Raw genomic sequence first — 20926 nt, forward strand, 5'->3', positions numbered from 1 at the left:
AGGATGGATTTAGGATTAAAGGATAAAGTAGCGGTCATCATGGGAGGAACCTCTGGAGTTGGCTTAAAGACGGCAGAAATGTTTCTTCAGGAAGGTGCCCGCGTCGCGGTTTGCGGCAGAAATAGCGAGAGGAAAGAAAAAGCCTATGATCACCTGCTGAAATTTGGACCAGCCGATTCGATTTTTGCAGCAACCTGTGACGTGACTAATAAGGATGATGTCAACGCGTTTATCAACGGAACAGCGACACACTTTGGCGGGATTGATATCCTTGTGAATGCTGCTGGACAAAGTGTCATGGGTTACTTTTTTGATGTAACGGATGAACAATGGGAGCAGCAAATCCAGTTGAAATACTTTGCGATTATTTATGCAGTGAAGGCGGTTCATCCTTATTTGGTTAAGAATGGCGGCGGACGCATCATTAATATCAATGCTACGTTAGCGAAAGAGCCGGAAAGACATATGATTGCAACGGCGGCAACGAGAGCAGGATTATTGAATTTAAGTAAGACTCTATCGCAAGAGCTTGCTTCCGATAATATTTTAGTCAACTCAGTGAGCTTAGGGTTGATTCGTACCGATCAATGGGAGCGAAGAAGATTGAAAAATGCCCCAGATATGAACGCAGAAGACTATTATTCTGACTTAGCCAAAAAGCGAAATATCCCTTTAGGGAGAGTTGGCGAAGCAGAAGAAGTGGCCAGTGTGATTTTATTTTTAGCATCAAGCAAAGCGAGTTATGTATCGGGTTCAACCATTGAAACAGCTGGAGCGCTGGGGAAAGCGCTTTAACTAGATGCTATGTTAAAACTTATTGTTGATTGGAGCGGAAGGCGAAGCGCCTGGAGCGGAAATCAACAGTAACCATTTACATAGCCAAATAAAAATAAAGGCAGGAATGAATGATGAGCGAACAAAATCAGATGGAATATACCACAGCAGATGCCGTGGTAAAAGAACTTGTCCGTGCTGGAGTGGAAACAGCGTTTGGAATTGTCAGTATCCACAATATGCCGATCTATGATGCGATTCTCCGGGAAGGAAGCATTCATTTAGTCTGTTCGCGCGGTGAGAGCGGCGCGGCAAATATGGCAGATGGCTATGCCAGAGCAACGGGTAAATTGGGAGTCGTGATTACGAGTACGGGAACAGGTGCCGGAAATGCCGCAGGTTCGTTAATTGAAGCATGGGCCGCAGGTGTACCCGTTCTTCATCTGACCGGTGAGGTGGCTTCCCCTTACTTAGGAACGGGCAGAGGATATATCCATGAATGTAAAGACCAGTTGTCGATGATGGAGGGGTCTTGTAAAAAAGCAGTCCGCTTAAGAAGACCAGAGCAGGCAGCTGCCGTCGTCCGGCAAGCCATACAAGACGCGTTTGCCTATCCGGCAGGACCAGTAACACTTGAAATCCCCATTGATTTTCAATCAGCCATTATCCCTAATCATCCGATTGAGGATATCAGTTTAATAGCTCCAACTAATAATACCATTCCATCTATTCCTGAAGAGGCATTAGCCAAAATTAGTCATGCTCGCCGGCCGGTCATTTGGGCAGGAGGAGGAGTGATTACTTCTGGCGCCTCAAATGAAGTTACCGCGTTGGCAGAAACGATTGGGGCTGCCGTGATCACCAGCCAATCTGGGAAAGGCAGTATCCCTGAAAATCATTCACAATGTATCGGGCACTTTGCTGCGAATGAATTAACGAAAAACCTACTGAAAAATTCAGACCTGTTGATCAGTATTGGGGTTCGTTTTAGAGGGAATGAAACAGCCAATTGGAAAGTCCCTGTTCCAAAAGAACATATCTCGATTGACGCGGATTGGCAGGCGATTAATCGTAACTATGAAGCGACCTATGGATTAGTAGGCGATGCGAAACAAATTTTACAAGGATTAAATCAAGCATTATCACAGAAATCAATCGTTCCAGATCCTGCCTATCTAGATGAAGTACAGTCCGTTCGGGAAGAATTGCGGACGCAGTTACGAGCAACACTGGGTCCTTATGAGCAAATTCTCGATGGGATGCGAAACGTGTTACCAGAAAACACGATTTTAGTCCGGGATGTAACCGTTCAGGCGAATGTGTGGGGAAGCCGCTTATTTGAAATCTATCAACCTAGGACATCGATTCACGCGTCCGGCGGCGGGATTGGCCAAGGGCTGCCAACAGCGATTGGTGCGCAAATGGCCTTTAAGGATCGTCCGGTTGTGCTGATGGCAGGCGATGGCGGATTTATGGTCAATGTCGGTGAAATGGCCACTGCTGCCCAGGAAAAACTACCGTTGATTGTGGTCCTGTTTGATGATGCGGGTTACGGGGTGCTTCGAAATATTCAAAGTGCGGCCTATGGTCGTCAAGTTGCCGTTGATTTAATGAGCCCTGACTTTGTGCTACTAGCGCAATCGATGGGATTTGATGCCTCACGGATCGGTTCAGCCACAGAATTTGTCACTGAACTGGAAAAGGCCGTTGCAGGTAAAAAGCCAACGATGATTGTGGTTGACATGGAAGCGGTCGGACCAATGGCGAAACCCTTTGGAGGTCCTCCAGGTGCAGCGGATGCTTTCAAACCGAAAAAGTTATAGGGAGGAATTTAGTGTGATTTCAACACATCCATTTGTTTCAGGAAAATACCTGATTGGCGGGCAGTGGCTTCAAGCGGAAAGAACAGCCAATGTCACCAATCCAGCACATACGAGTGAAGTGGTCGGTGAAGTTGCCTTATGTTCAAAAGCGGATGTAGATCAAGCGGTGGGAATAGCTGCTAAAGTCTATGAAAGCTGGTCGCAAAGCGACATAGAGGATCGGGCAAACCGAATGAAGCTCGCAGCTGATGAGATTAAATCAATCGTGGAAGAGAATGTCAGTTTGTTAGTTCGCGAGAATGGCAAGGTCCTAGTTGAAGCGAAAAAGGATTTGCTTCGAGTAGTCGATATTATGAAACAAGGGGCAGAAGAATTACTAGAATGGTGGAAACCTGAAAGTTTGCCTGGAGGTCAAAAGGTGCAAATCCGCAAGCGTCCACGCGGGGTTGCAGCTATCATCTCTCCTTGGAACTCACCGCTGATTCTTACCTTTAAGCGGGTCATTCCTGCTGTGTTGACAGGAAATACGGTGGTCGTTAAGCCTGCAACCAGCTGTCCATTAACGATCATGACGTTCTTAAAAGTGGTAGCTTCCTATTTTCCTGATGGGGTTATCAATGTGGTCACCGGTTCTGGCGGTGTGATTGGAGATGCCCTTTGTTCTGATCCGCGCGTCCGTACGATTGCGTTCGTCGGCAGTACGGAAACAGGCAAAGAAATTATGCGTGCTGCTGCTGGGACAGTAAAGAAGCTGTATATGGAGCTGGGCGGGAATGATGCAGCAATTCTCCTTGCTGATGCTAAGTTGGATGACGAAGCAATCAAACGTCTCCGTTTTGGGGTTCTTCGCGCGGCAGGGCAAGTGTGCTCCGCCATCAAAAGGATCTATGTACACGAATCCAGATATGAGGAAGTTATTGATAAATTAACGAAGGAATTTAGCCGTATTCGGGTTGGGAATGGGATTCAACCGGATGTTGAAATGGGTCCATTAAATAACAAATCCCAATATGACTATGTAAATGGCCTGATCAATCGAGCAAGTGAATCAGGAGCAAATGTCATTACTGGAGGAATTCAGTTAGATCCGGAATCGTGGGAACAAGGTTATTTTATTATGCCGACGATCATTACTGGTGTGGACCAACAGAGTGAAATCGTTCGTGCTGAACAATTTGGCCCAGTTATTCCGATCCTACCGTTTTCAGATGTAGATGAAGTAGTGCGGCTCGCTAATGAAAGTGAATTCGGGTTAAGAGCGTCTGTTTGGACGGAGGATGAATTACTCGCCGTGAAATTAGCTGATCGATTAGAAGCAGGCGCTGTCTTTCATAATAATCATACGGTTTTCCAGGATCTCCATCTTGATTTTCCTGGCCTAAAAGAAAGCGGCTTGTCCCGTGAAACGAGACATTGCGGACTCGAATATTTTGCTGATTCATACGGTTTGGCCAACTAAGAAGGAGGGCATCAGATGAGAATAGGATTAATTGGCGGAGGAAATATTGGAAAGTTCCTTCTTCAAAGTATCAATATTGATGGTCTTCTTTCAGGTGGTAAAATTGTAGCTATTTATACACGGAATCAGCAAGCAGCCGGGGAGCTTGCTACTGAGTTTGCAGTAGAAAACTATTCGGATATTCAATCACTTATCCAGTCTAATATTGACCTTGTTGTTGAAGCGGCGACCATTCAAGTGGTGAAAGATTATGCGGCGGCGATCTTAGCAAGCGGTAAAGATTTAGTGTTAAGTAGTGTTGGCGCCTTAGCCGATGTAGATTTTTTTCAAAATCTAGAAAGAATATGTCAAGAAAGCAGTACAAAAATTTATTTACCATCGGGTGCCATTGGCGGATTAGATGTTCTAAAAGCGGCGAAATCGATCGGTGAACTAGAATCCGTTTCCATTATTACTAGGAAACCGCCACAAGCATTGCCTGGTGCTCCTGCCGACCAAGAACAAGTGATGTTCGAGGGCTCTGCATCTGAAGCGATTGAATTATTCCCAAAGAATATTAATGTATCGATTATCTTGTCTTTGGCGGGCCTCGGACCAGAGCAAACAGGTGTGAAAATTATTTCCGATCCAGCGGTGAGAAAAAATAGTCATTCGATTGAGGCAACAGGGTCTTTCGGAACATTATCACTAAAAGTGGAAAATGATCCGATGCCTAATAATCCCAAAACAAGTTACTTGGCTGCATTAAGTGTGCTGTCCGCATTGAAAAATAAAGATGCGGTCATTAAAGTGGGATAAGTGTTAAAATTATTAGATGGAAGAAATCAGGGGAAACCCGAAGATTTTTGATCTCATTCTCCTGGAAAAAGTATAAGAAAAATAATGTTAGGGGGAATAGTTGATGGTTAAAACAAACACAAATCTAGAAGACATGTCGCAAACAGATGTAGTTGAATACTTAAGTGAATCCGTTCAGCCGGAAATTGGCGCGATTCCTGCCTCTCTATTAGGAGATCCAAAAATCTATGATCTTGAACATAAAAAGGTGTTTTTAAAAACATGGATATTTGTTGGTCATGAATCAGAAATTCCCAATAAAAATGATTTTATTACAAGAGATGTTGCTGGTTATTCCGTCATTATTACACGAGGCGCTGATGGTGAAATTCGCTGTCTCTATAATATGTGTACCCACCGCGGCATGAAGCTTTGCCGGGCGGATGCAGGAAATAAATCTTTATTTACTTGCCCGTATCATGGATTTAATTTTAAAAACAATGGGGATTGTGTTGGGGTACCGCTGCAAAAAGATATTTATGGTGAGGGATTTGATAAATCTGGATTAGGGCTTCATCAAGTTAGAATCGAAACCTACAAGGGTCTTATGTTCGGGACTTGGAATGATGAGGCTGAACCATTAGAAGATTTCTTAGGCGATTTTAAATGGTATCTCGATATTTTGGCAGGCCGGGCGGAAATGGAAGTATTGGGGCCGCCGCAACGATTTATTATTCATTCGAACTGGAAAATTGGCGCGGATAACTTTGTGGGTGATTCGTATCATACCATGGTTACGCATGGCTCGATTGTCAAATTGGGAATGGTCCCTAGTGCTACCTATTCCAAAAAGGGTTATCAAATTTATACTGACAATGGGCATGGCTTAAATCTAGGCACGCCTAATCCTGATTTTGCCTTTCCAGAGGAACTTAAAGAAGAATATAAGTCTAATTTAACAGCAGAGCAGTATGACGTTTTGTCTAATTTAAAAAATATGATTGGCAATATTTTCCCTAATCTATCTTTCTTAATTTCTCATACGAAGGTAAAAGGCCAGTTGATTTCGAATACTTCAGTTCGTCTATGGCGGCCGGTTGGTGTCGATAAAATGGAAGTGATCACTTGGTTTTTAGTGGAGAAAAATGCTTCAGCCGATTGGAAAAAACGTTCTCGTGAGTCGTTTGTTTTGACCTTTAGCCCGTCAGGAATCTTTGAACAAGATGACACAGAGGTATTTACCGATATTACTGCAGCAGCCTCCGGGACGATGCCATTAGTGAAACAGCTGACCTTTAATTATACGATGGGCTTACATCGAAAGCCTGTGGAAGATTTTATTGGCCCGGGTGTCGTTTTTGATGATAAATTCACCGAGGCCAATCAAAGGAACTTTTATCGTTACTGGCTCGATCTCATGACTTCTTAAGGTTTTATTTTTTGAAGAGAGAAAGCGCCTACAAAAAAGATTGGAGGAGTCATGATGAGTTTAGAGAAGATGCTTGCAACCTTTGAAATGGAGCAATGGTTATACCGGGAAGCGAAGTTTCTCGATGATATTGATTTTGATGGCTGGTTTAGTTTGCTGCACCCAGACATTTCTTATCAAATGCCGGTAAGGGTTAATAAGGAAGGGATTGAACGTCCAGATTATTCCTTCGATATGTTTGCTTTTAATGATGACATTGAATTATTGAAAATTCGCGTGGACCGTTTAAAAACAGATTACGCCTGGGCTGAAATCCCGCCGTCTCGTACTCGGAGATCTGTTAATAATGTCCGGCTGCTGGAGTACGTTCCCAATGAAAAGGCGGTTGTAAACAGTTATTTAACCATCTACCGGAGCCGAAGTACCGATATTCATCACGATTTGATTTCAGGGGAACGTCAGGATGAATTCACGTATGTTGACGGGGAATGGAAGCTTTCTAAGCGCGTATTCATTGTAGATCAAACGACTTTAAATACTAGAAATCTGGCTATATTTGTATAGTAGCCAAAGTAGAAAGGAGCACCTTGATGGCTCAGCTTAGTGGGAAATCAATTTATTTGACCGGAGGTGCCTCCGGGATTGGAAGGGCTGTCACCGAGGCATTTGTAAAAGAGGGTGCCGTTGTGACCATCCTTGATCGGTCTGCAGCAGGATTAAATGAGCTCAAACAGCAATATGGTGAACAGGTTCAATGCATTGAAGGCGACGTTACGATCTTTGATGACCATGCGCGAGCAGTGGAAACAGCCACAAAAACCTATGGAAAATTAGATGTCTTTGTTGCTAATGCAGGTGTATTCGATGGATTTGCCAAATTTGAAACCGTCACACCGGAAGCCATGTCAGATGCTTATGACCTCTTGTTCAATATTAATGTAAAAGGATATTTTAATGGGGCAAAAGCAGCCACTGCGGAACTTAAAAAAACAGCAGGAAATATGATTTTCACTGTCTCAGGTGCCGGGTTCTATCCGGATGGCGGCGGGGTTTGGTATACGGCGAGTAAGCATGCTCAAATTGGACTAATGCGCCAACTGGCGTTTGAATTAGCACCAGAAATCCGGGTGAATGCGGTAGCGCCTGGGGGAACGTTAACAGCATTACATGTCATTCCACCACTTCAGCCTTTTGTAAAAATGGTCGATAATGAGACGAAAGAGAAAAGCATAAAAAAACGGAACCCGCTACAAATTGCGATGAAATCTGAAGATCATGTGGGGGCTTATCTCCTTCTAGCTTCGGATCAGGCCCGCGCGATTACAGGTGAAGTGATTTCAAGTGATGGGGGATTAGCTGTTCGCGGGCTAGGTTGATTTGTATCCGAATAACTATTGGGAGTGAATGTAAATGAACGAATCATTGACGGAAAAAAGGCCGTTAGCTGGAAATAACGTCATTAATCAAATTGCATTCGTTGTTCGTGATATTGAGCAGGCATCGGAAGCATATGCGAAACTTCTTGGGATACCAAAACCAAATTGGTTCTTAACAGGCGATCGTGAAGTTTCTAAAGTGGTCTTTCGAGGTCAGCCAAGTGCTTCTCAGAGTAAACTAGTATTTATGAACACGCCGACTGTGCAAATCGAATTGATTGAACCGAACCCGGAACCTGGGACGATGCGTGAATTTTTGGATACTGTTGGGGAAGGAATTCATCATATCGCCTTTGATGTCGATTCTATTAAAGAGAAACTTCCTGTTTTTGAGGAGAACGGTTACCCATTGCTGCAGAGCGGGGAATTTACGTCTAGTGATGGAAGATATGTTTATGTGGATACGTTAAAAAGTCATAAGACACTAATGGAACTCCTAGAAAGTGCTGTTCCGAGGGATACGGCCCCTACCACAGATATCTTCACCCCTTTATTAGGAACCAATAAAGTCGAGCAGTTGGCAATTATCGTAAAAGATCTGGATGCCGCTGCCGAAGCGTATTGCAAGTTATTGGGTGTGGAAAAACCTCCGGTCATTCAATCAGGTCCGAGTGAACTTACTCAGGTTATTTTTGAAGGAAAGCCAACTGAAGCTGACTCGAAATATATGTTTATTAATACCCCATTACTTCAACTTGAATTAATTGAGCCGGGTGATTCACCAAGCACTTGGAAAAAGCACCTCGAAACACAAGGCGAAGGGGTTCATCATATTTCTTTTGTGGTTAATGATATCGAGGAAAAAGTGAAATTGCTGGAGGACCTGGGCCATCCCGTCATACAAAGAGGTAATTTTTGGAACGGTAAAGGCAGATACGCTTACATGGATACTACATCTACATACAAAGTAATCATCGAATTACTTGAAAGATTTTGATAAGACAAAACGGTGAGCCCATGGACTCTCCGTTTTGTCTTATTTATTTGCCCTGTATTTCATTGTGAAAAATTGTACAATAGGAGTTGGGAAAATACTTAGGTTTCGAAAAACATTAAATTTAGGGGTCATAAAATGGATAGAAAAGAACGGACATTAATTAATTATTACTATGAAAAATTATTGGATAATCGCTTGGATGAGAAGGATGTATATGCCTTTTTAATTCTACTTAGCAATCAGAGCAGCGGCAATAGCTGTCTTCAGGAGCTGGCGGGCTTTGTTGTGAGCCGAGGTACGAAGCCCGGAGTTGTCACGGAGTATCTTTGCGAGACAAGAAATAAGTTTGCTAATCTCGGAAAAATGAACACGACTCTTAAAATCGAAGAGGTATTTTCATTCAAGGAAATAAAAAATGGCATCAATCAAGTGCTGGTTGATTGTGGGTTAAAGGGCATACCCAATGAACAAGTTAACGATATTATTGTGTGTGTTATCTCGATACTACAGCATGTGAAAATCACTGAAAACGGAAGAGAGATCGGTAGGCTGTTTTTTGCCATCGCTAGTAAACAGGTCATGTTAATGGCTGAAGTGGAGATTGTGCAGAACGGTGGAGGTAAGAAAACAAATGTAGTTTTCCCAGTTCTCACCGCGAAAAACAACTATGCATCGATCAAGAAACAAGATAAATATGACGCTCCTTACTTTTTTGAGGAAAAAGTCATTGAAATTACCAATCAGGACGGAAAGTTAGAGATTACCTTTGTAGGGGCAATGGGGTCTGCCACCCAGTCGGCTAAAGTTTAAAACGATAGAGTATGGAAATATAAGGAAACAGAAACATTCCCGAAATGAATGTGGCTGTTTCCATTTTTATTTTGTTAACTGGTGTCAGGCACCAACGTCTATAGTGGTTTCAACTATCTGCTGTCCACAAAGCTCGCAAGCATTGAGGATTAATTGAAATAATAACCTTTACAAAGTTGTTTCGTTGGTCTTAAAATTGAACTACATTTAAATTTTTACAATTAGGAATTATCTGCAAAATAAGGAGGGTTAAGTTTGAATAATGGCATATTTAACAAGTTTCATAGTCTTTCTACCTGGATCTCCAATTTAGCCTATATTAATATTCTTTGGCTGACGTTTACACTTTTAGGTGGAGTACTATTAGGTATTTTTCCTGCAACCATAGCCATGTTTTTTATTATTAAAAGAATGTTTTTGGAGAAAAGTGATTTTAGTATCATAAAGGAATTTACTATACTCTATAAAAAAGAGTTCAAAAAGAGCAACCTTCTATTTTTTCCTTTTATTTTATTAGCTATTATTGTCGCTGCTGATATCCGTTTTATTTCTTCTTTGGATTTTGCATTTAATAGCTTGGTAGTTAAATTATTTTATGTATTGTTGTTTCTATTGGCCATGATTTTCTTATATAGCCTTGTCGTTTATATCTATGGCGCCCGTGGGAAAAAAGAAATTTTTAAGAGTTCTCTCTATATATTATTTAATAATCCGATGACCAACCTATATATTTTAACAGGGTTATTATTGCTACATTTCTTGACATTAAAGGTAGCTGGCCTATCCGTATTGTTTTCTGGATCCGTTTTTAGTTTAATCGTTTTAATGATTGTACAAAAAACTGCAAAAAAACTTTATAGTTAGGTATATTGACAGACAATTCAAAATAAATTAAACTAACATCATAGAAAACGATTACATGAAAAGGAAACTTATTTTTATATTTAATCGATTAGATAAGGTCGTAACAAACCTTTTTTATTTCATTATTTATTTAATCGATTAAATAGGATAGCACATATTGGGTCGTCCTTTTTATTTAACCGTTTAGTTAATCGATTAAATAGAGAATCCAACATCTAGATTATTACATATTTATCCTTTTAATTAATCGATTAATTATAAAAAATACAATGATTTAATCGTACGAGGGTTCATTTTAGAATATTATTTAAACGATTAAATCAAAATGGAGCAATATTTTTTTTTACAAATTTAGTTAATCGATTAAATAGGAGGTGAGAAAAACTAACTAATTACAATCAAGTTAAGAATACTAAACGAGTAATGTTAGAAACTGAGAATTAATTAGGAGTGTAGTTTTTTGGAAACTAAAAGAGCAAACATAAAGGATGTTGCTAAAAAAGCCAATGTATCAACAGCTACTGTTTCAAATGTAATGAATTCTTCAAGATTTGTGAAAGAAGATACACGAATAAGAGTCCTTCAAGCAATGGAAGAGTTGAATTATACCCCGAGTGCTGTAGCAAAATCATTAAAGGGAAAAGATACGAAAGTGATCGGTTTAATCATTCCGATCCTTCCAAATGATACTTCAGCAGATTTTTTCCTCTCGCTTTCGATTGGTGTTGAAAGTGTCTTAAATAAAGTAGGATACAAATTGGTTATTAGCAATTCTCGTGAAAATATAAATAACGAACTAGAGCAAATCGATATGTTTAACACCCAATTTATTGAGTATATTGATGGATTAATCATTGCTCCTACTTCTAACCTTGGTAATGAAACTAACGAAGCATTTAATAGATATCCAGCGGTTTATGTCGATCGCAAACCGAACTCAACGAAAAAAGTAGATACAGTATATTCTAATAACTATTCTGTTACCTATGAAGCAATTGAAATGATGGTTAAGAAGAAAAGAAGAAAAATTGCCTTCTTTTCTGGTCCAATCGATGTTTCAAGTACAATTGAGCGTTTTGAGGCATATAAAGATGTCCTTAGAAGGTACCAGATTGAACTGAATGAAGAGCTAATATTTGTAGGGGAGTCCTCCTTTGATGAAGGATATCAAATGGCAAAAGAACTTTTTTCTACACAAGAAGTTGATGGCATTATAGCAGTCAATAATGTTATTGCTATGGGAGTTTACAAGGTACTAAAAGAAAAGAATATCCAAATCCCAGAAGAGGTATCGTTCATTGCTTATGATGATTTTAATTGGATGGAGCTAACAGAGCCATCTATTACCACCATAAGACAACCATCATTTGAGATGGGGCAGACCGCAGCAAGGCTTCTTTTAGAGAGGCTGGAGGATCACACAAAAGAGGCAGAAGAAATTTGTATAGAATCGACAATCGTTCTTAGAAATTCCTTATAGGGTTAATAACTAAACCTAAAAAATGGGCGGAGGTTCAGCATGAAAAAATTTAAAATTTTATTAAGTTTGGTAATGCTTATTGGTTTGATTCTAGCTGGTTGTGGGAAAAAAGAATCTGCAACATCTGCAGATGGTAAAACAACTATAGATTTTGCGATTCATGTAGCGAATCCAAAAGAACAAGAGCCTGCTTTTTATAAAGTAATTGAAAAATTCCAGGAGGAAAACCCAGATATTAAAGTTAACCTTATTGGGAAAGAGCAACAAGAACATGTGAAAGGTATTAAAATGCAATCTCAATCGGATAAACTCCCGGATGTTTTCTGGATGCTGCCAGCTTCAGCAGCTGAGTTAGAGAAGGCTGGTATGTTAATGGACTTAACAGGATTTCTTGATGATAATCCAGATATTAAGAGTTCACTAAAACCAAACATGATCAAATCCTTTAACAAGGATGGCCGTCAGTACGGCTTACCATATCAACCACTGATCACGGGCCTATTCTATAACAAAGCACTTTTCGATAAGTTCGGGGTAAAGATTCCTGAAACCTTTGAGGATTTAGCAGAAGCAACAAAAGTATTTGAAAAGAACGGTATTACCACGATTTCAAAAGGTGCTAAAGATGATTACTCTGTATGGGCCTTTTTAACAATGCTTTCAAGATATGGGTACTTTGACAAAATCGATAATATTCTTGCAGGAAAAGAAAGCTATAACAACACAGACTTTGTCAACTACTACAAAAAAATCGGTGAGTTACAGAAGTTAGGTGCGTTTCCTAAAAACGTTACTACACAAACCTATTTCCAAGCCGTTGAGCAATTTTTAGCGGGCAAAGCAGCAATGTTGGATTCTGGTATGTGGGATGTTCAAAAAATTGAACAAAGCCCTATTGGAAAAGATGTAGGTTTTTGGTGGGGACCAACCTTTACTGATGGCGTAGGCGACCAAAAAGTAAGTTCAGTTGTACCTTCTGCTCCGTTGCTGGTTAGTAAAAAAGCAGGAGAGAACAAAGCGAAGAAAGAAGCTGTCTTGAAATTGTTGAAGTTCTACTATGGTGAAAAGGGTACTCAAATTATGGTAGATAACCAAGTAGCCCCAATGACGAATGCCACGGTGAATGTAGATGAAGCTGCACATCCATTGTTTAAAAAGTTAGTTGATCAAGTACAGCTTGAAGGCTGGAACAGTCAACAAAACCAACCTGACCTTGTGGTTCCTGAAGCAATCGGAAGTGCCATGTACGACAGTATTTATGGTGTAATTAATGGAACTTACACCCCAGAGCAAGCGGCAAAAGTTGTGGATAAAAAATTTCGGCAATTAAATAATTATTAGTAATTGGCTAATGTAATAGATTTGTTTATTGCATTAGCCAACTCATAAAGTAGGTGGAAAAATGCGATGGTTTAGTAATAATAAAAACAAAATAATCCTGCTATTACCAACAATTCTAGTCTATTTAATGTACATTATGATGCCAATAGTAATTGCAACTTATTACAGTTTTACAAGTTTTACAGGTATTGGTGTACCCCAGTTTGTGGGACTGTCTAACTATCAGCGATTATTCAATGATCCAATATTTATAATCGCGCTTAAGAATACCTTTATCGTCCTATTGGTTACCATAGTTATTCTAATCCCCGGTGCATTTTTGCTATCACTATTACTAAATAAGAAAATGAAGGGTGTAGGTGCATTACGAGCTATAAACTATTCTCCTTCTATCATAGCGCCAATCATGGTTGGGTTAATTTGGGTATTTATTTTAGATCCTCAAATTGGCTTGGTGAATACCTTCTTAGGAAAAATTGGTCTCGAGTCCCTTACTTTTGAGTGGATTGGCGGCGATACCTTAACTCCATTTTCAGTTGCCATTGTCCAAAGTTGGCAAAGTTTAGGGTATATTGCCACGATATTTTTAGCGGGATTAACTTTAATTCCAGCAGAACTCTATGAAGCTGCTGAAATGGACGGGGCAAGTAAATTCAAGCAATTGGTAAACATCACCATCCCTTTGCTTAATGAAACGTTTAAATTAAACACTATATTAGTTATTACCCTTTGTTTTAAAATCTTTGAAACCGTACTCCAATTAACCAATGGTGGACCAAATCACTTGTCAGATGTATTGGTAACGTTTATGTACAGTACCACCTTTACTTCAGGGGAGTATGGTTATGGGATGTCGATAGCAGTAATATCATTACTCGCGACGATTCTATTTGCAGGTGTTTTCCTTGGAATCTTTACAGTAGGTAAAAGACTAAGTAATAAGGAAGGGGTGTGAGAAGGATGAAGTCAGAAGATACCTATATTGCTCCAATGAAGCCAACGGTGTCACAAGACACTTCGATTGAATCATTGACTCGTAAAGAATCTAGATTGAATAAGCTTTCCAGCATCCTTACTTATGCAGTCACATTACTTGTAATGGTTCCTTTTATTTGGATGATTATCTTATCCTTTCAAGATAACCAGACGATCCTTACAAACCCATTTTCATTACCTAATAGTATAAACTTCGATAACTATAAGCGGGCCTTTGAAACCTTAGATATGGGCTTGCTATATAAGAATACCTTTATTATTGCAGTTGTATCGGTATTCCTCGAAATGATCATTACCTTTATGAGCTCATATGCCATTAGTAGATTAATATATAAACGTGAGAAATTAAAAAATGGCTTATACTATTTTCTTATTATCGGGCTTGCCATTCCGCCGTTTATCTTATTGTTCCCAATCTATCGAATTACGATTTCGCTAGGAATTGAAAATACGTATCTATCACTTATTTTACCGTATATTGCTACATCGATTTCATTTAATACGCTTTTGTTTACTGGTTTCCTAAAGGATTTCCCGGCCGAAATTGAAGAAGCAGCAGTTATTGATGGCTGTAACTTATTTACACTTTGTACAAAAGTGGTATTCCCAGTTATTAAGCCAGTGGTAATGACTATCTTTATCTTTAACATTCTTTACATTTGGAATGAATTCCCGTTTGCGGTCACGCTTATTAGTGATCCTGACCATATGACCATTCCGCTTGCGATATCTGAATTTAAAGGAAGATACAACATTGATTACGGTGGAATTGTATCAGCAAGCTTACTATTTATTATTCCACAATTAGTGTTTTATGGAGTTTTCCAAAAACACATTATTAAGGGTATGACTGCTGGAGCAGTTAAAGGATAAAAAAACAATGATATGGAGGCAACTTTATTATGAAAACTTCTAACGGACTTATGCAAAATTTAACTAGACATACAGATGTGAGATCATCAAGGGTTTCAAGTTCTGACCAATCAGGAAGAAACCAAGATTATTGGCTGATTCCACCAAACGAGTCAGTAGTATTAGGAGAAATCGAAGGACCAGGCTGCTTAACACACTTTTGGATGACATCTTTCTGCAGAAAAATTATGGGGCCAAGTATCGTGGATCCAGTTTTAGGCAGTAATGTAGCACCAGTAAATGAAATCCACAATGCGCTAGGTGTTACGTGGGAAGAACAAGACCCATTTTATTACAGAAAAGCATTGATTAAAATTACTTGGGATGATCAAGATACACCAAGCGTTTTGGCGCCATTTGGAGATTTTTTCTGTGTGGGACATTCGTTACCAGGTAATTTTCAATCCGTACCATTCAATGTTTCTGTTAAACCAGAGGAAGCAAATAAGTTTGGTGCGCCCGCTGCCTTAAACTGCTATTTCCCAATGCCATTTAACAAAAAGGCAAAAATTGAAATCGTGAACGAAAACTCATTACCATTTGGTCTGTATTTCTATATCGATTATGAGCTATATAAAGAAGAGTTGCCTAAAGATACTGTCTACTTCCATGCGAACTGGCATCGTGAAAATCCTTGTGAAGGCTGGGGAAATGACCTTCAAGTAAATAGCCCTGCTGTCCAGAGTGTATCAAATCTAACAGGTGAAGATAACTATGTGATTTTAGAAACAGAAGGTAAGGGGCATTATGTGGGTTGTAACTTATCAGTAAATCACTTCCAGGGAAGTTGGTGGGGTGAAGGTGATGATATGATCTTCATCGACGGTGAAAAAGAACCTAGCATTGATGGAACAGGTACTGAGGATTACTTTGGACACGCATGGGGAATGCAAAAGAATGCATTCTTGTATAACGGATCGATTATTCATGAGAGTGACAAACCCGGTTACCAGGTTTCCTATAGATTCCACATCGCAGATCCCATTCATTTCTCTGAAAGCATTAAGGTTACAATAGAGCATGGACATGCAAATCACTTGTCAGATGACTGGTCGTCAACTGCTTATTGGTATCAGACGTTACCATCGCCAAAGCTTGATATCCTTCCAGTGGAAGATAGATTACCGCATGTTGCCCAAATGCCAGTTGTGAAACAAAAGGCTAAGAAAGAACTAAATGAAGAGCAGCAAAAAGCATTTGAATCAGCAAAAGAAAGAGAAGCATTCTATGTGGAAGAGAAGAAGAAACAAATGGAAATTAAATACAACAAAACAAGAGAATCTTCTATTGGAAATACAGAGCATGCTCAACGTGTAAAAGAAAGCCTAAACGGTAAATGGGATTAATATAAAGTATAAAAGTTTTATCAATCTACCATTAGCTTTTATTAAGTTGAAAAATAGGAGATATTTATGAATCGTATAAATACGAAACACGCAGAAGCTCTTGAAAGAGCAAACCAAGAAATTGAAGCCAAGAAAGATAGTATTGAGAAGAGTCGATACCGACTGAACTATCACTTTATGGCACCTACTGGTTGGATTAATGACCCGAACGGTTTAGTTTACTATAAGGGTGAATATCATCTATTCTATCAATTCTATCCCTACGCTTCTAGCTGGGGGCCAATGCACTGGGGACATGCCAAAAGTCGGGACCTAGTTCATTGGGAGCACTTACCGGTTGCTTTAGCGCCATCAGAGTCATACGACTCTGGTGACGTCACTGGATATGGCTGTTTCTCTGGTAGTGCAGTCGTAGCCGGAGATGAAATGGTGCTAATTTATACTGGGCATGTTGATGGCAACCTGCCACAACAGGTTCAAAATATTGCTACAAGTAACGATGGAATATCCTTTGAAAAATATACACAAAACCCTGTTGTGGATAACTTCCCAGTCGATGGTACGCATGATTTCCGAGATCCCAAGGTTTGGCAGCATGATGGCAAATGGTACATGGTAGTAGGAACGAAGAAGGATGGAAAAGGGAAAGCTGTACTCTATGTTTCGGATGATTTAAAGGATTGGACCTATAAAGGAGTGGCAGCAGAAAGTGACGGCACTCAAGGAGATATGTGGGAGTGTCCGGATCTTTTCCCAATCAACCAGAAGCATGCCTTAATTGTTTCGCCAATGTATGGGACGCAAAACGAAAAGCCTTTTTATGTGATTGGTGAGATGGACTATGACCAAGGCATTTTTACCCAAGGTGCAAGCAGGACATTAGATTATGGGTTTGACTTCTATGCCCCTCAGACATTGGTTGACGATAAGGGACGTCGAATTATGATTGGTTGGATGGAAAAATGGTTAACCAAGATGCCTTCTCAAGAGTTTGGCTGGGCTGGGGCGATGACAATTCCAAGAGAGCTTGTATTGGAAGGAGATATTCTAAAGCAAAAGCCAGTTCCGGAGTTTGCGGAATTAAGATCCGACTACAAGAAACTAGATGGGCTTGAGGTAACAGGAAAAGTGACAGTCTATGAACAACAAGAGTCCGTGGCAGAGATCAGTCTCGATATTAACCTTAACGAAACTGAGGCTTCCTTATTTGGAATTCAATTAAGATGTTCAGCAGATGGAAAGGAAAAAACAGAAGTCCTCCTTGATCTGGAAAATAAAGAGGTTGTCATGGATCGGGAGCAAGCTGGCTGCGGTGAAAAAGGAATTAGCAAAGCACCACTGGCAGTGAAGCAAGATGGCACCATCAACCTCCGTATCTTTATGGATACTACATCCATTGAGCTATTTGTTAATGATGGGGAGCAGGTCATTACTAATCGAATCTTCCCTGATGCGGCTAGTAAGCAGTTTAACCTTTTTACAAAGGGCGGTATGGTTTCTGTAAATCGTATTGAAACATGGAAGCTTGATTCTGTGTGGAAATAAATAAAGATAGAGCTCTAATCGAATTAAGATGATTAGAGCTCTATTTTTAATCATAACTCGGATTGAGGATATTACTGCACAACGATTTCATATAATAAATTTTTAAAAAGGACGGTTGAGAGGAAATGACACTTAGATCAACTGTGATTTGTATTGGAGAATTGTTGATCGACTTTTTTTGTACAGATGTTGGTATTGACTTAGTTAATGGTCAACATTTTGAAAAACAGGCGGGGGGAGCGCCTGCGAATGTTTGCGCAACTATATCCAAATTAGGAGGCCATGCTTTGTTTTGTGGGAAAGTCGGTAATGATCCGTTTGGTCATTTTTTAAGGAAAACATTAGAGGATGTAAAGGTTGATACATCTATGATTGTGTTGGATGATGCTCACCCGACTACATTAGCCTTTGTTTCGTTAAAAAACAATGGGGAAAGAGATTTCGTTTTTAACCGTGGTGCAGATGCCTTTTTATATGAAAAGGAACTCGATCAAGAAAAACTTAGGGCCACCAATATCCTCCATTTTGGGTCTGCCACTGCTTTGTTAGAGGAACCTTTTCAATCCACCTACTTAAACTTAATAAAATCTGCAAGGGAGGAAGGGAAATTTATCTCGTTTGATCCGAATTTTAGATTTGACCTATGGAAAGGGAGAATTCCAACTTTTGTGGATTTAGCTTTGAAAGGAATTGCCTTAGCTGACTTTATCAAACTTAGTGAAGAAGAATTAAGAATCATATCGGGCCTAGATAGTTTGGAAGAAGGAATTGCATTTCTACATCAGATTGGAGGACGAGTTGTTGCGGTTACCTTAGGAAAGGAAGGAACGTTAATCTCTAATGGAAAGGAACATGAGATTGTTCCAAGTATTTCAGTAAATTCGATAGATTCTACTGGAGCGGGGGATGCGTTCGTAGGAGCAACATTGTACCAATTGGCTAAACTAGAAGGCCCAGGTAATGCTTTAGAAGACTTTAAACAACTAAAGGATATGATTGCCTTCAGCAATCGTGTTGGTGCGATTGTTTGTACGAAAGTGGGTGCTATTTCGGCGATACCGACCCTTGAGGAAACAGTGAAGACCTGTTAAATGCTATTATTTAAACCATTATGTAAAATAAGGAAGTGATGAATGGGTAAGAATAAAAAAGTGAAAGGGGAATGAGTATGGAGTTAACAATTAATTGGAAAGAGAAAATGGCGTTTTCTGGGGTTACTCCTTCCGGACATGAATTTACAATGGATGCCGCTCCAGAAGTCGGAGGAGAGAATTCGGGCCCAAGACCGACGGAACTGCTATTACAGGCGGTGGCAGGTTGTACAGGGATCGATATCATTTCGATCTTGAATAAAATGCGCCTCGAGCCATCTGCTTTTCATATGGATGTTAAAGGCGAACGTGCCGAAGATCATCCTAAGCGCTTTACAACGATTAACATTCATTATGCATTAGAAGGAGAATTGCCTGAAGATAAGGTGATCCGGGCGATTCAATTATCGAAAGAAAAATACTGTTCTGTCTCCCATTCCTTGAATTCAGAAATAACCGTCGGCTACTCTATTAATGGGGTAAAGGGTGAAAAAACAATATAACATTGAAAGAAGTAACAACCAACTGGTGTTACTTCTTATTTAAATGTTGTGTAGAAAAATTTATTGAGTTTTGGGGTCACGTAGAGAGGTTCTACGTGCCCGAAACCAAGGGATATCAGAGATTACGGTCACGTAGAAAGGTCCTACGTGCCCGAAGCCAAGGAAAATCAAAGAGTACAGTAACGTAGAGAGGTTCTACGTGACCCAAACCAAGGGATATCAGAGATTACGGTCACGTAGAAAGGTCCTACGTGCCCGAAACCCAGGGATATCAGAGATTACGGTCACGTAGAAAGGTCCTACGTGCCCGAAACCAAGGGATATCAGAGATTACGGTCACGTAGAATGGTCCTACGTGACCGAAGCCAAGGAATAACAGAGAGTGGGGTAACGTAGAGAGGTTCTACGTGCCCGAAGCCAAGGAATAACAGAGAGTGGGGTCACGTAGAGAGGTTCTACGTGACCTAAACCAAGGAATAACAGAGAGTACAGTCACGTAGAAAGGTCCTACGTGACCGAAGCCAAGGAAAATCAAAGAGTACAGTCACGTAGAGAGGTTCTACGTGCCCGAAACCAAGGAATAACAGAGAGTAGAGTAACGTAGAAAGGTTCTACGTGCCCGAAACCCAGGAATATCAGATGGTACAGTCACGTAGAAAGGTCCTACGTGCCCGAAACCAAGGAAAATCAAAGAGTACAGTAATGTAGAAGGGCCTACGTGCCCGAAGCCAAGGAATATCAGAGATTACGGTCACGTAACACAAATGGCCTTTCGCCGACTAAATCGTTCTCTTATTACCATCCATAACCTACATCAATTATTCTCCGTCATTAACATATATCGTAATATCGCGGCGAGGCCCGCACCATGCTTAAACTCCCCGTTAATAATTAAGGTCATTACTTCTTCCATAGTTAGCTTATGTAACTCAATTTGCTCACTGTTTTCCAATCGTTGCTCTGTAGCGATGAGGCCTGTTGCTGCAAATAAATAGATTTCCTCACTTGTTGAACCAGGAGAAGGATAAAAGCTTCCTAAATCCAGCCAATATTCAGCTTTATTTCCTGTTTCCTCCTCAAGCTCTCTTTTGGCGGTTTCTAGTGGAGCATCACTTTCTTTGTCAATCATCCCGGCAGGCAGCTCCCATTGCCAACTCTTTATCGCATGTCGATATTGTTTTAAACAAATAATCTCTTTATCCGCAGTGATTGGCAGGATACATACGCCCTTTGCAAAATCTAAATAAGAAAAGTTCTTTTCCTCTCCATTCGGGACAATGACCTTTTCTATAATCACCCCAAAGCGATCTACCTGTTCTTTAATGGAACTACTAATCTTCCAAACCATCCACATTCACCTCTACATTTCATTATCTTTAAACTATTTTACATGGATTGGGGCT

19 protein-coding genes are annotated in these 20926 nt (G+C 40.2%); 18 read left to right on the plus strand and 1 reads right to left on the minus strand.

Annotated features, from left to right (window positions below; translation table 11 throughout):
• Positions 1-3 precede the first annotated feature (3 nt).
• The 18 genes from J7E63_RS04120 to J7E63_RS04205 all read left to right on the plus strand — a co-directional run bounded on the left by J7E63_RS04120 (position 4) and on the right by J7E63_RS04205 (position 19523).
• The gene (locus tag J7E63_RS04120; RefSeq protein WP_215010377.1) at positions 4-795 is read left to right on the plus strand and encodes an SDR family oxidoreductase; all 792 of its coding nucleotides are present in this window, start codon (positions 4-6) and stop codon (positions 793-795) included.
• Positions 796-908: 113 nt separating this feature from the next.
• Positions 909-2597: a thiamine pyrophosphate-binding protein gene (locus tag J7E63_RS04125; protein WP_215010448.1), complete on the plus strand. Its 1689-nt coding sequence runs from the start codon at positions 909-911 to the stop codon at positions 2595-2597.
• 13 nt (positions 2598-2610) lie between these two features.
• Entirely contained in the window at positions 2611-4056 is a 1446-nt protein-coding gene (locus J7E63_RS04130) for an aldehyde dehydrogenase family protein (RefSeq protein WP_215010378.1), read from the plus strand.
• A 15-nt stretch (positions 4057-4071) separates the two neighbouring features.
• Complete coding sequence (gene nadX / locus J7E63_RS04135) at positions 4072-4854, plus strand: aspartate dehydrogenase (RefSeq protein WP_215010379.1); 783 nt, start codon at positions 4072-4074, stop codon at positions 4852-4854.
• Between the two features lie 103 nt (positions 4855-4957).
• Positions 4958-6262, plus strand: a complete 1305-nt coding sequence (locus J7E63_RS04140) for an aromatic ring-hydroxylating oxygenase subunit alpha (RefSeq protein WP_215010380.1) — start codon at positions 4958-4960, stop codon at positions 6260-6262.
• A 54-nt stretch (positions 6263-6316) separates the two neighbouring features.
• The gene (locus J7E63_RS04145) at positions 6317-6826 is read left to right on the plus strand and encodes an aromatic-ring-hydroxylating dioxygenase subunit beta (RefSeq protein ID WP_215010381.1); all 510 of its coding nucleotides are present in this window, start codon (positions 6317-6319) and stop codon (positions 6824-6826) included.
• Positions 6827-6852: 26 nt separating this feature from the next.
• Positions 6853-7638, plus strand: coding sequence for an SDR family NAD(P)-dependent oxidoreductase (locus J7E63_RS04150; protein WP_215010382.1), 786 nt, complete (start codon positions 6853-6855; stop codon positions 7636-7638).
• Between the two features lie 34 nt (positions 7639-7672).
• The gene (locus J7E63_RS04155; RefSeq protein ID WP_215010383.1) at positions 7673-8635 is read left to right on the plus strand and encodes a VOC family protein; all 963 of its coding nucleotides are present in this window, start codon (positions 7673-7675) and stop codon (positions 8633-8635) included.
• A 135-nt stretch (positions 8636-8770) separates the two neighbouring features.
• Positions 8771-9445, plus strand: coding sequence for a hypothetical protein (locus J7E63_RS04160; protein ID WP_215010384.1), 675 nt, complete (start codon positions 8771-8773; stop codon positions 9443-9445).
• 255 nt (positions 9446-9700) lie between these two features.
• The gene (locus tag J7E63_RS04165) at positions 9701-10309 is read left to right on the plus strand and encodes a YesL family protein (RefSeq protein ID WP_215010385.1); all 609 of its coding nucleotides are present in this window, start codon (positions 9701-9703) and stop codon (positions 10307-10309) included.
• A 460-nt stretch (positions 10310-10769) separates the two neighbouring features.
• Positions 10770-11789, plus strand: a complete 1020-nt coding sequence (locus tag J7E63_RS04170; protein ID WP_214717871.1) for a LacI family DNA-binding transcriptional regulator — start codon at positions 10770-10772, stop codon at positions 11787-11789.
• A gap of 39 nt (positions 11790-11828) precedes the next feature.
• Complete coding sequence (locus J7E63_RS04175; RefSeq protein WP_215010386.1) at positions 11829-13130, plus strand: ABC transporter substrate-binding protein; 1302 nt, start codon at positions 11829-11831, stop codon at positions 13128-13130.
• Between the two features lie 61 nt (positions 13131-13191).
• On the plus strand, positions 13192-14085 hold the full coding sequence (locus J7E63_RS04180) for a carbohydrate ABC transporter permease (RefSeq protein ID WP_214717874.1): 894 nt from the start codon (positions 13192-13194) through the stop codon (positions 14083-14085).
• 5 nt (positions 14086-14090) lie between these two features.
• A complete protein-coding gene (locus J7E63_RS04185) occupies positions 14091-14999 on the plus strand; it encodes a carbohydrate ABC transporter permease (RefSeq protein WP_251028186.1) in 909 nt (302 codons plus the stop codon).
• A gap of 29 nt (positions 15000-15028) precedes the next feature.
• Complete coding sequence (locus J7E63_RS04190; protein ID WP_215010387.1) at positions 15029-16384, plus strand: glycoside hydrolase family 172 protein; 1356 nt, start codon at positions 15029-15031, stop codon at positions 16382-16384.
• Positions 16385-16450: 66 nt separating this feature from the next.
• Complete coding sequence (locus J7E63_RS04195) at positions 16451-17929, plus strand: glycoside hydrolase family 32 protein (RefSeq protein WP_215010388.1); 1479 nt, start codon at positions 16451-16453, stop codon at positions 17927-17929.
• A 125-nt stretch (positions 17930-18054) separates the two neighbouring features.
• Positions 18055-19020 carry a carbohydrate kinase family protein gene (locus J7E63_RS04200; RefSeq protein WP_215010389.1) on the plus strand — a complete coding sequence of 322 codons (966 nt, stop codon included), beginning with the start codon at positions 18055-18057 and terminating at the stop codon, positions 19018-19020.
• A 77-nt stretch (positions 19021-19097) separates the two neighbouring features.
• Positions 19098-19523 carry an OsmC family protein gene (locus tag J7E63_RS04205; protein ID WP_215010390.1) on the plus strand — a complete coding sequence of 142 codons (426 nt, stop codon included), beginning with the start codon at positions 19098-19100 and terminating at the stop codon, positions 19521-19523.
• A gap of 814 nt (positions 19524-20337) precedes the next feature.
• Here the strand turns inward: J7E63_RS04205 and J7E63_RS04210 are convergent.
• Positions 20338-20871, minus strand: a complete 534-nt coding sequence (locus tag J7E63_RS04210) for an NUDIX hydrolase (RefSeq protein WP_168240892.1) — start codon at positions 20869-20871, stop codon at positions 20338-20340.
• Positions 20872-20926 lie beyond the last annotated feature (55 nt).

The organism is Bacillus sp. ISL-75 (genome assembly GCF_018613095.1).

Excerpts from the sequence above, each read along its gene's own strand:
- J7E63_RS04195 (WP_215010388.1), top strand. The coding sequence starts at position 16,451 with ATGAATCGTATAAATACGAAACACGCAGAAGCTCTTGAAAGAGCAAAC.
- J7E63_RS04140 (WP_215010380.1), top strand. The coding sequence starts at position 4,958 with ATGGTTAAAACAAACACAAATCTAGAAGACATGTCGCAAACAGATGTA.
- J7E63_RS04120 (WP_215010377.1), top strand. The coding sequence starts at position 4 with ATGGATTTAGGATTAAAGGATAAAGTAGCGGTCATCATGGGAGGAACC.
- nadX (WP_215010379.1), top strand. The coding sequence starts at position 4,072 with ATGAGAATAGGATTAATTGGCGGAGGAAATATTGGAAAGTTCCTTCTT.
- J7E63_RS04185 (WP_251028186.1), top strand. The coding sequence starts at position 14,091 with ATGAAGTCAGAAGATACCTATATTGCTCCAATGAAGCCAACGGTGTCA.
- J7E63_RS04160 (WP_215010384.1), top strand. The coding sequence starts at position 8,771 with ATGGATAGAAAAGAACGGACATTAATTAATTATTACTATGAAAAATTA.
- J7E63_RS04155 (WP_215010383.1), top strand. The coding sequence starts at position 7,673 with ATGAACGAATCATTGACGGAAAAAAGGCCGTTAGCTGGAAATAACGTC.
- J7E63_RS04175 (WP_215010386.1), top strand. The coding sequence starts at position 11,829 with ATGAAAAAATTTAAAATTTTATTAAGTTTGGTAATGCTTATTGGTTTG.
- J7E63_RS04200 (WP_215010389.1), top strand. The coding sequence starts at position 18,055 with ATGACACTTAGATCAACTGTGATTTGTATTGGAGAATTGTTGATCGAC.
- J7E63_RS04150 (WP_215010382.1), top strand. The coding sequence starts at position 6,853 with ATGGCTCAGCTTAGTGGGAAATCAATTTATTTGACCGGAGGTGCCTCC.
- J7E63_RS04180 (WP_214717874.1), top strand. The coding sequence starts at position 13,192 with ATGCGATGGTTTAGTAATAATAAAAACAAAATAATCCTGCTATTACCA.
- J7E63_RS04205 (WP_215010390.1), top strand. The coding sequence starts at position 19,098 with ATGGAGTTAACAATTAATTGGAAAGAGAAAATGGCGTTTTCTGGGGTT.
- J7E63_RS04190 (WP_215010387.1), top strand. The coding sequence starts at position 15,029 with ATGAAAACTTCTAACGGACTTATGCAAAATTTAACTAGACATACAGAT.
- J7E63_RS04145 (WP_215010381.1), top strand. The coding sequence starts at position 6,317 with ATGAGTTTAGAGAAGATGCTTGCAACCTTTGAAATGGAGCAATGGTTA.
- J7E63_RS04125 (WP_215010448.1), top strand. The coding sequence starts at position 909 with ATGAGCGAACAAAATCAGATGGAATATACCACAGCAGATGCCGTGGTA.
- J7E63_RS04210 (WP_168240892.1), bottom strand. The coding sequence starts at position 20,871 with ATGGTTTGGAAGATTAGTAGTTCCATTAAAGAACAGGTAGATCGCTTT.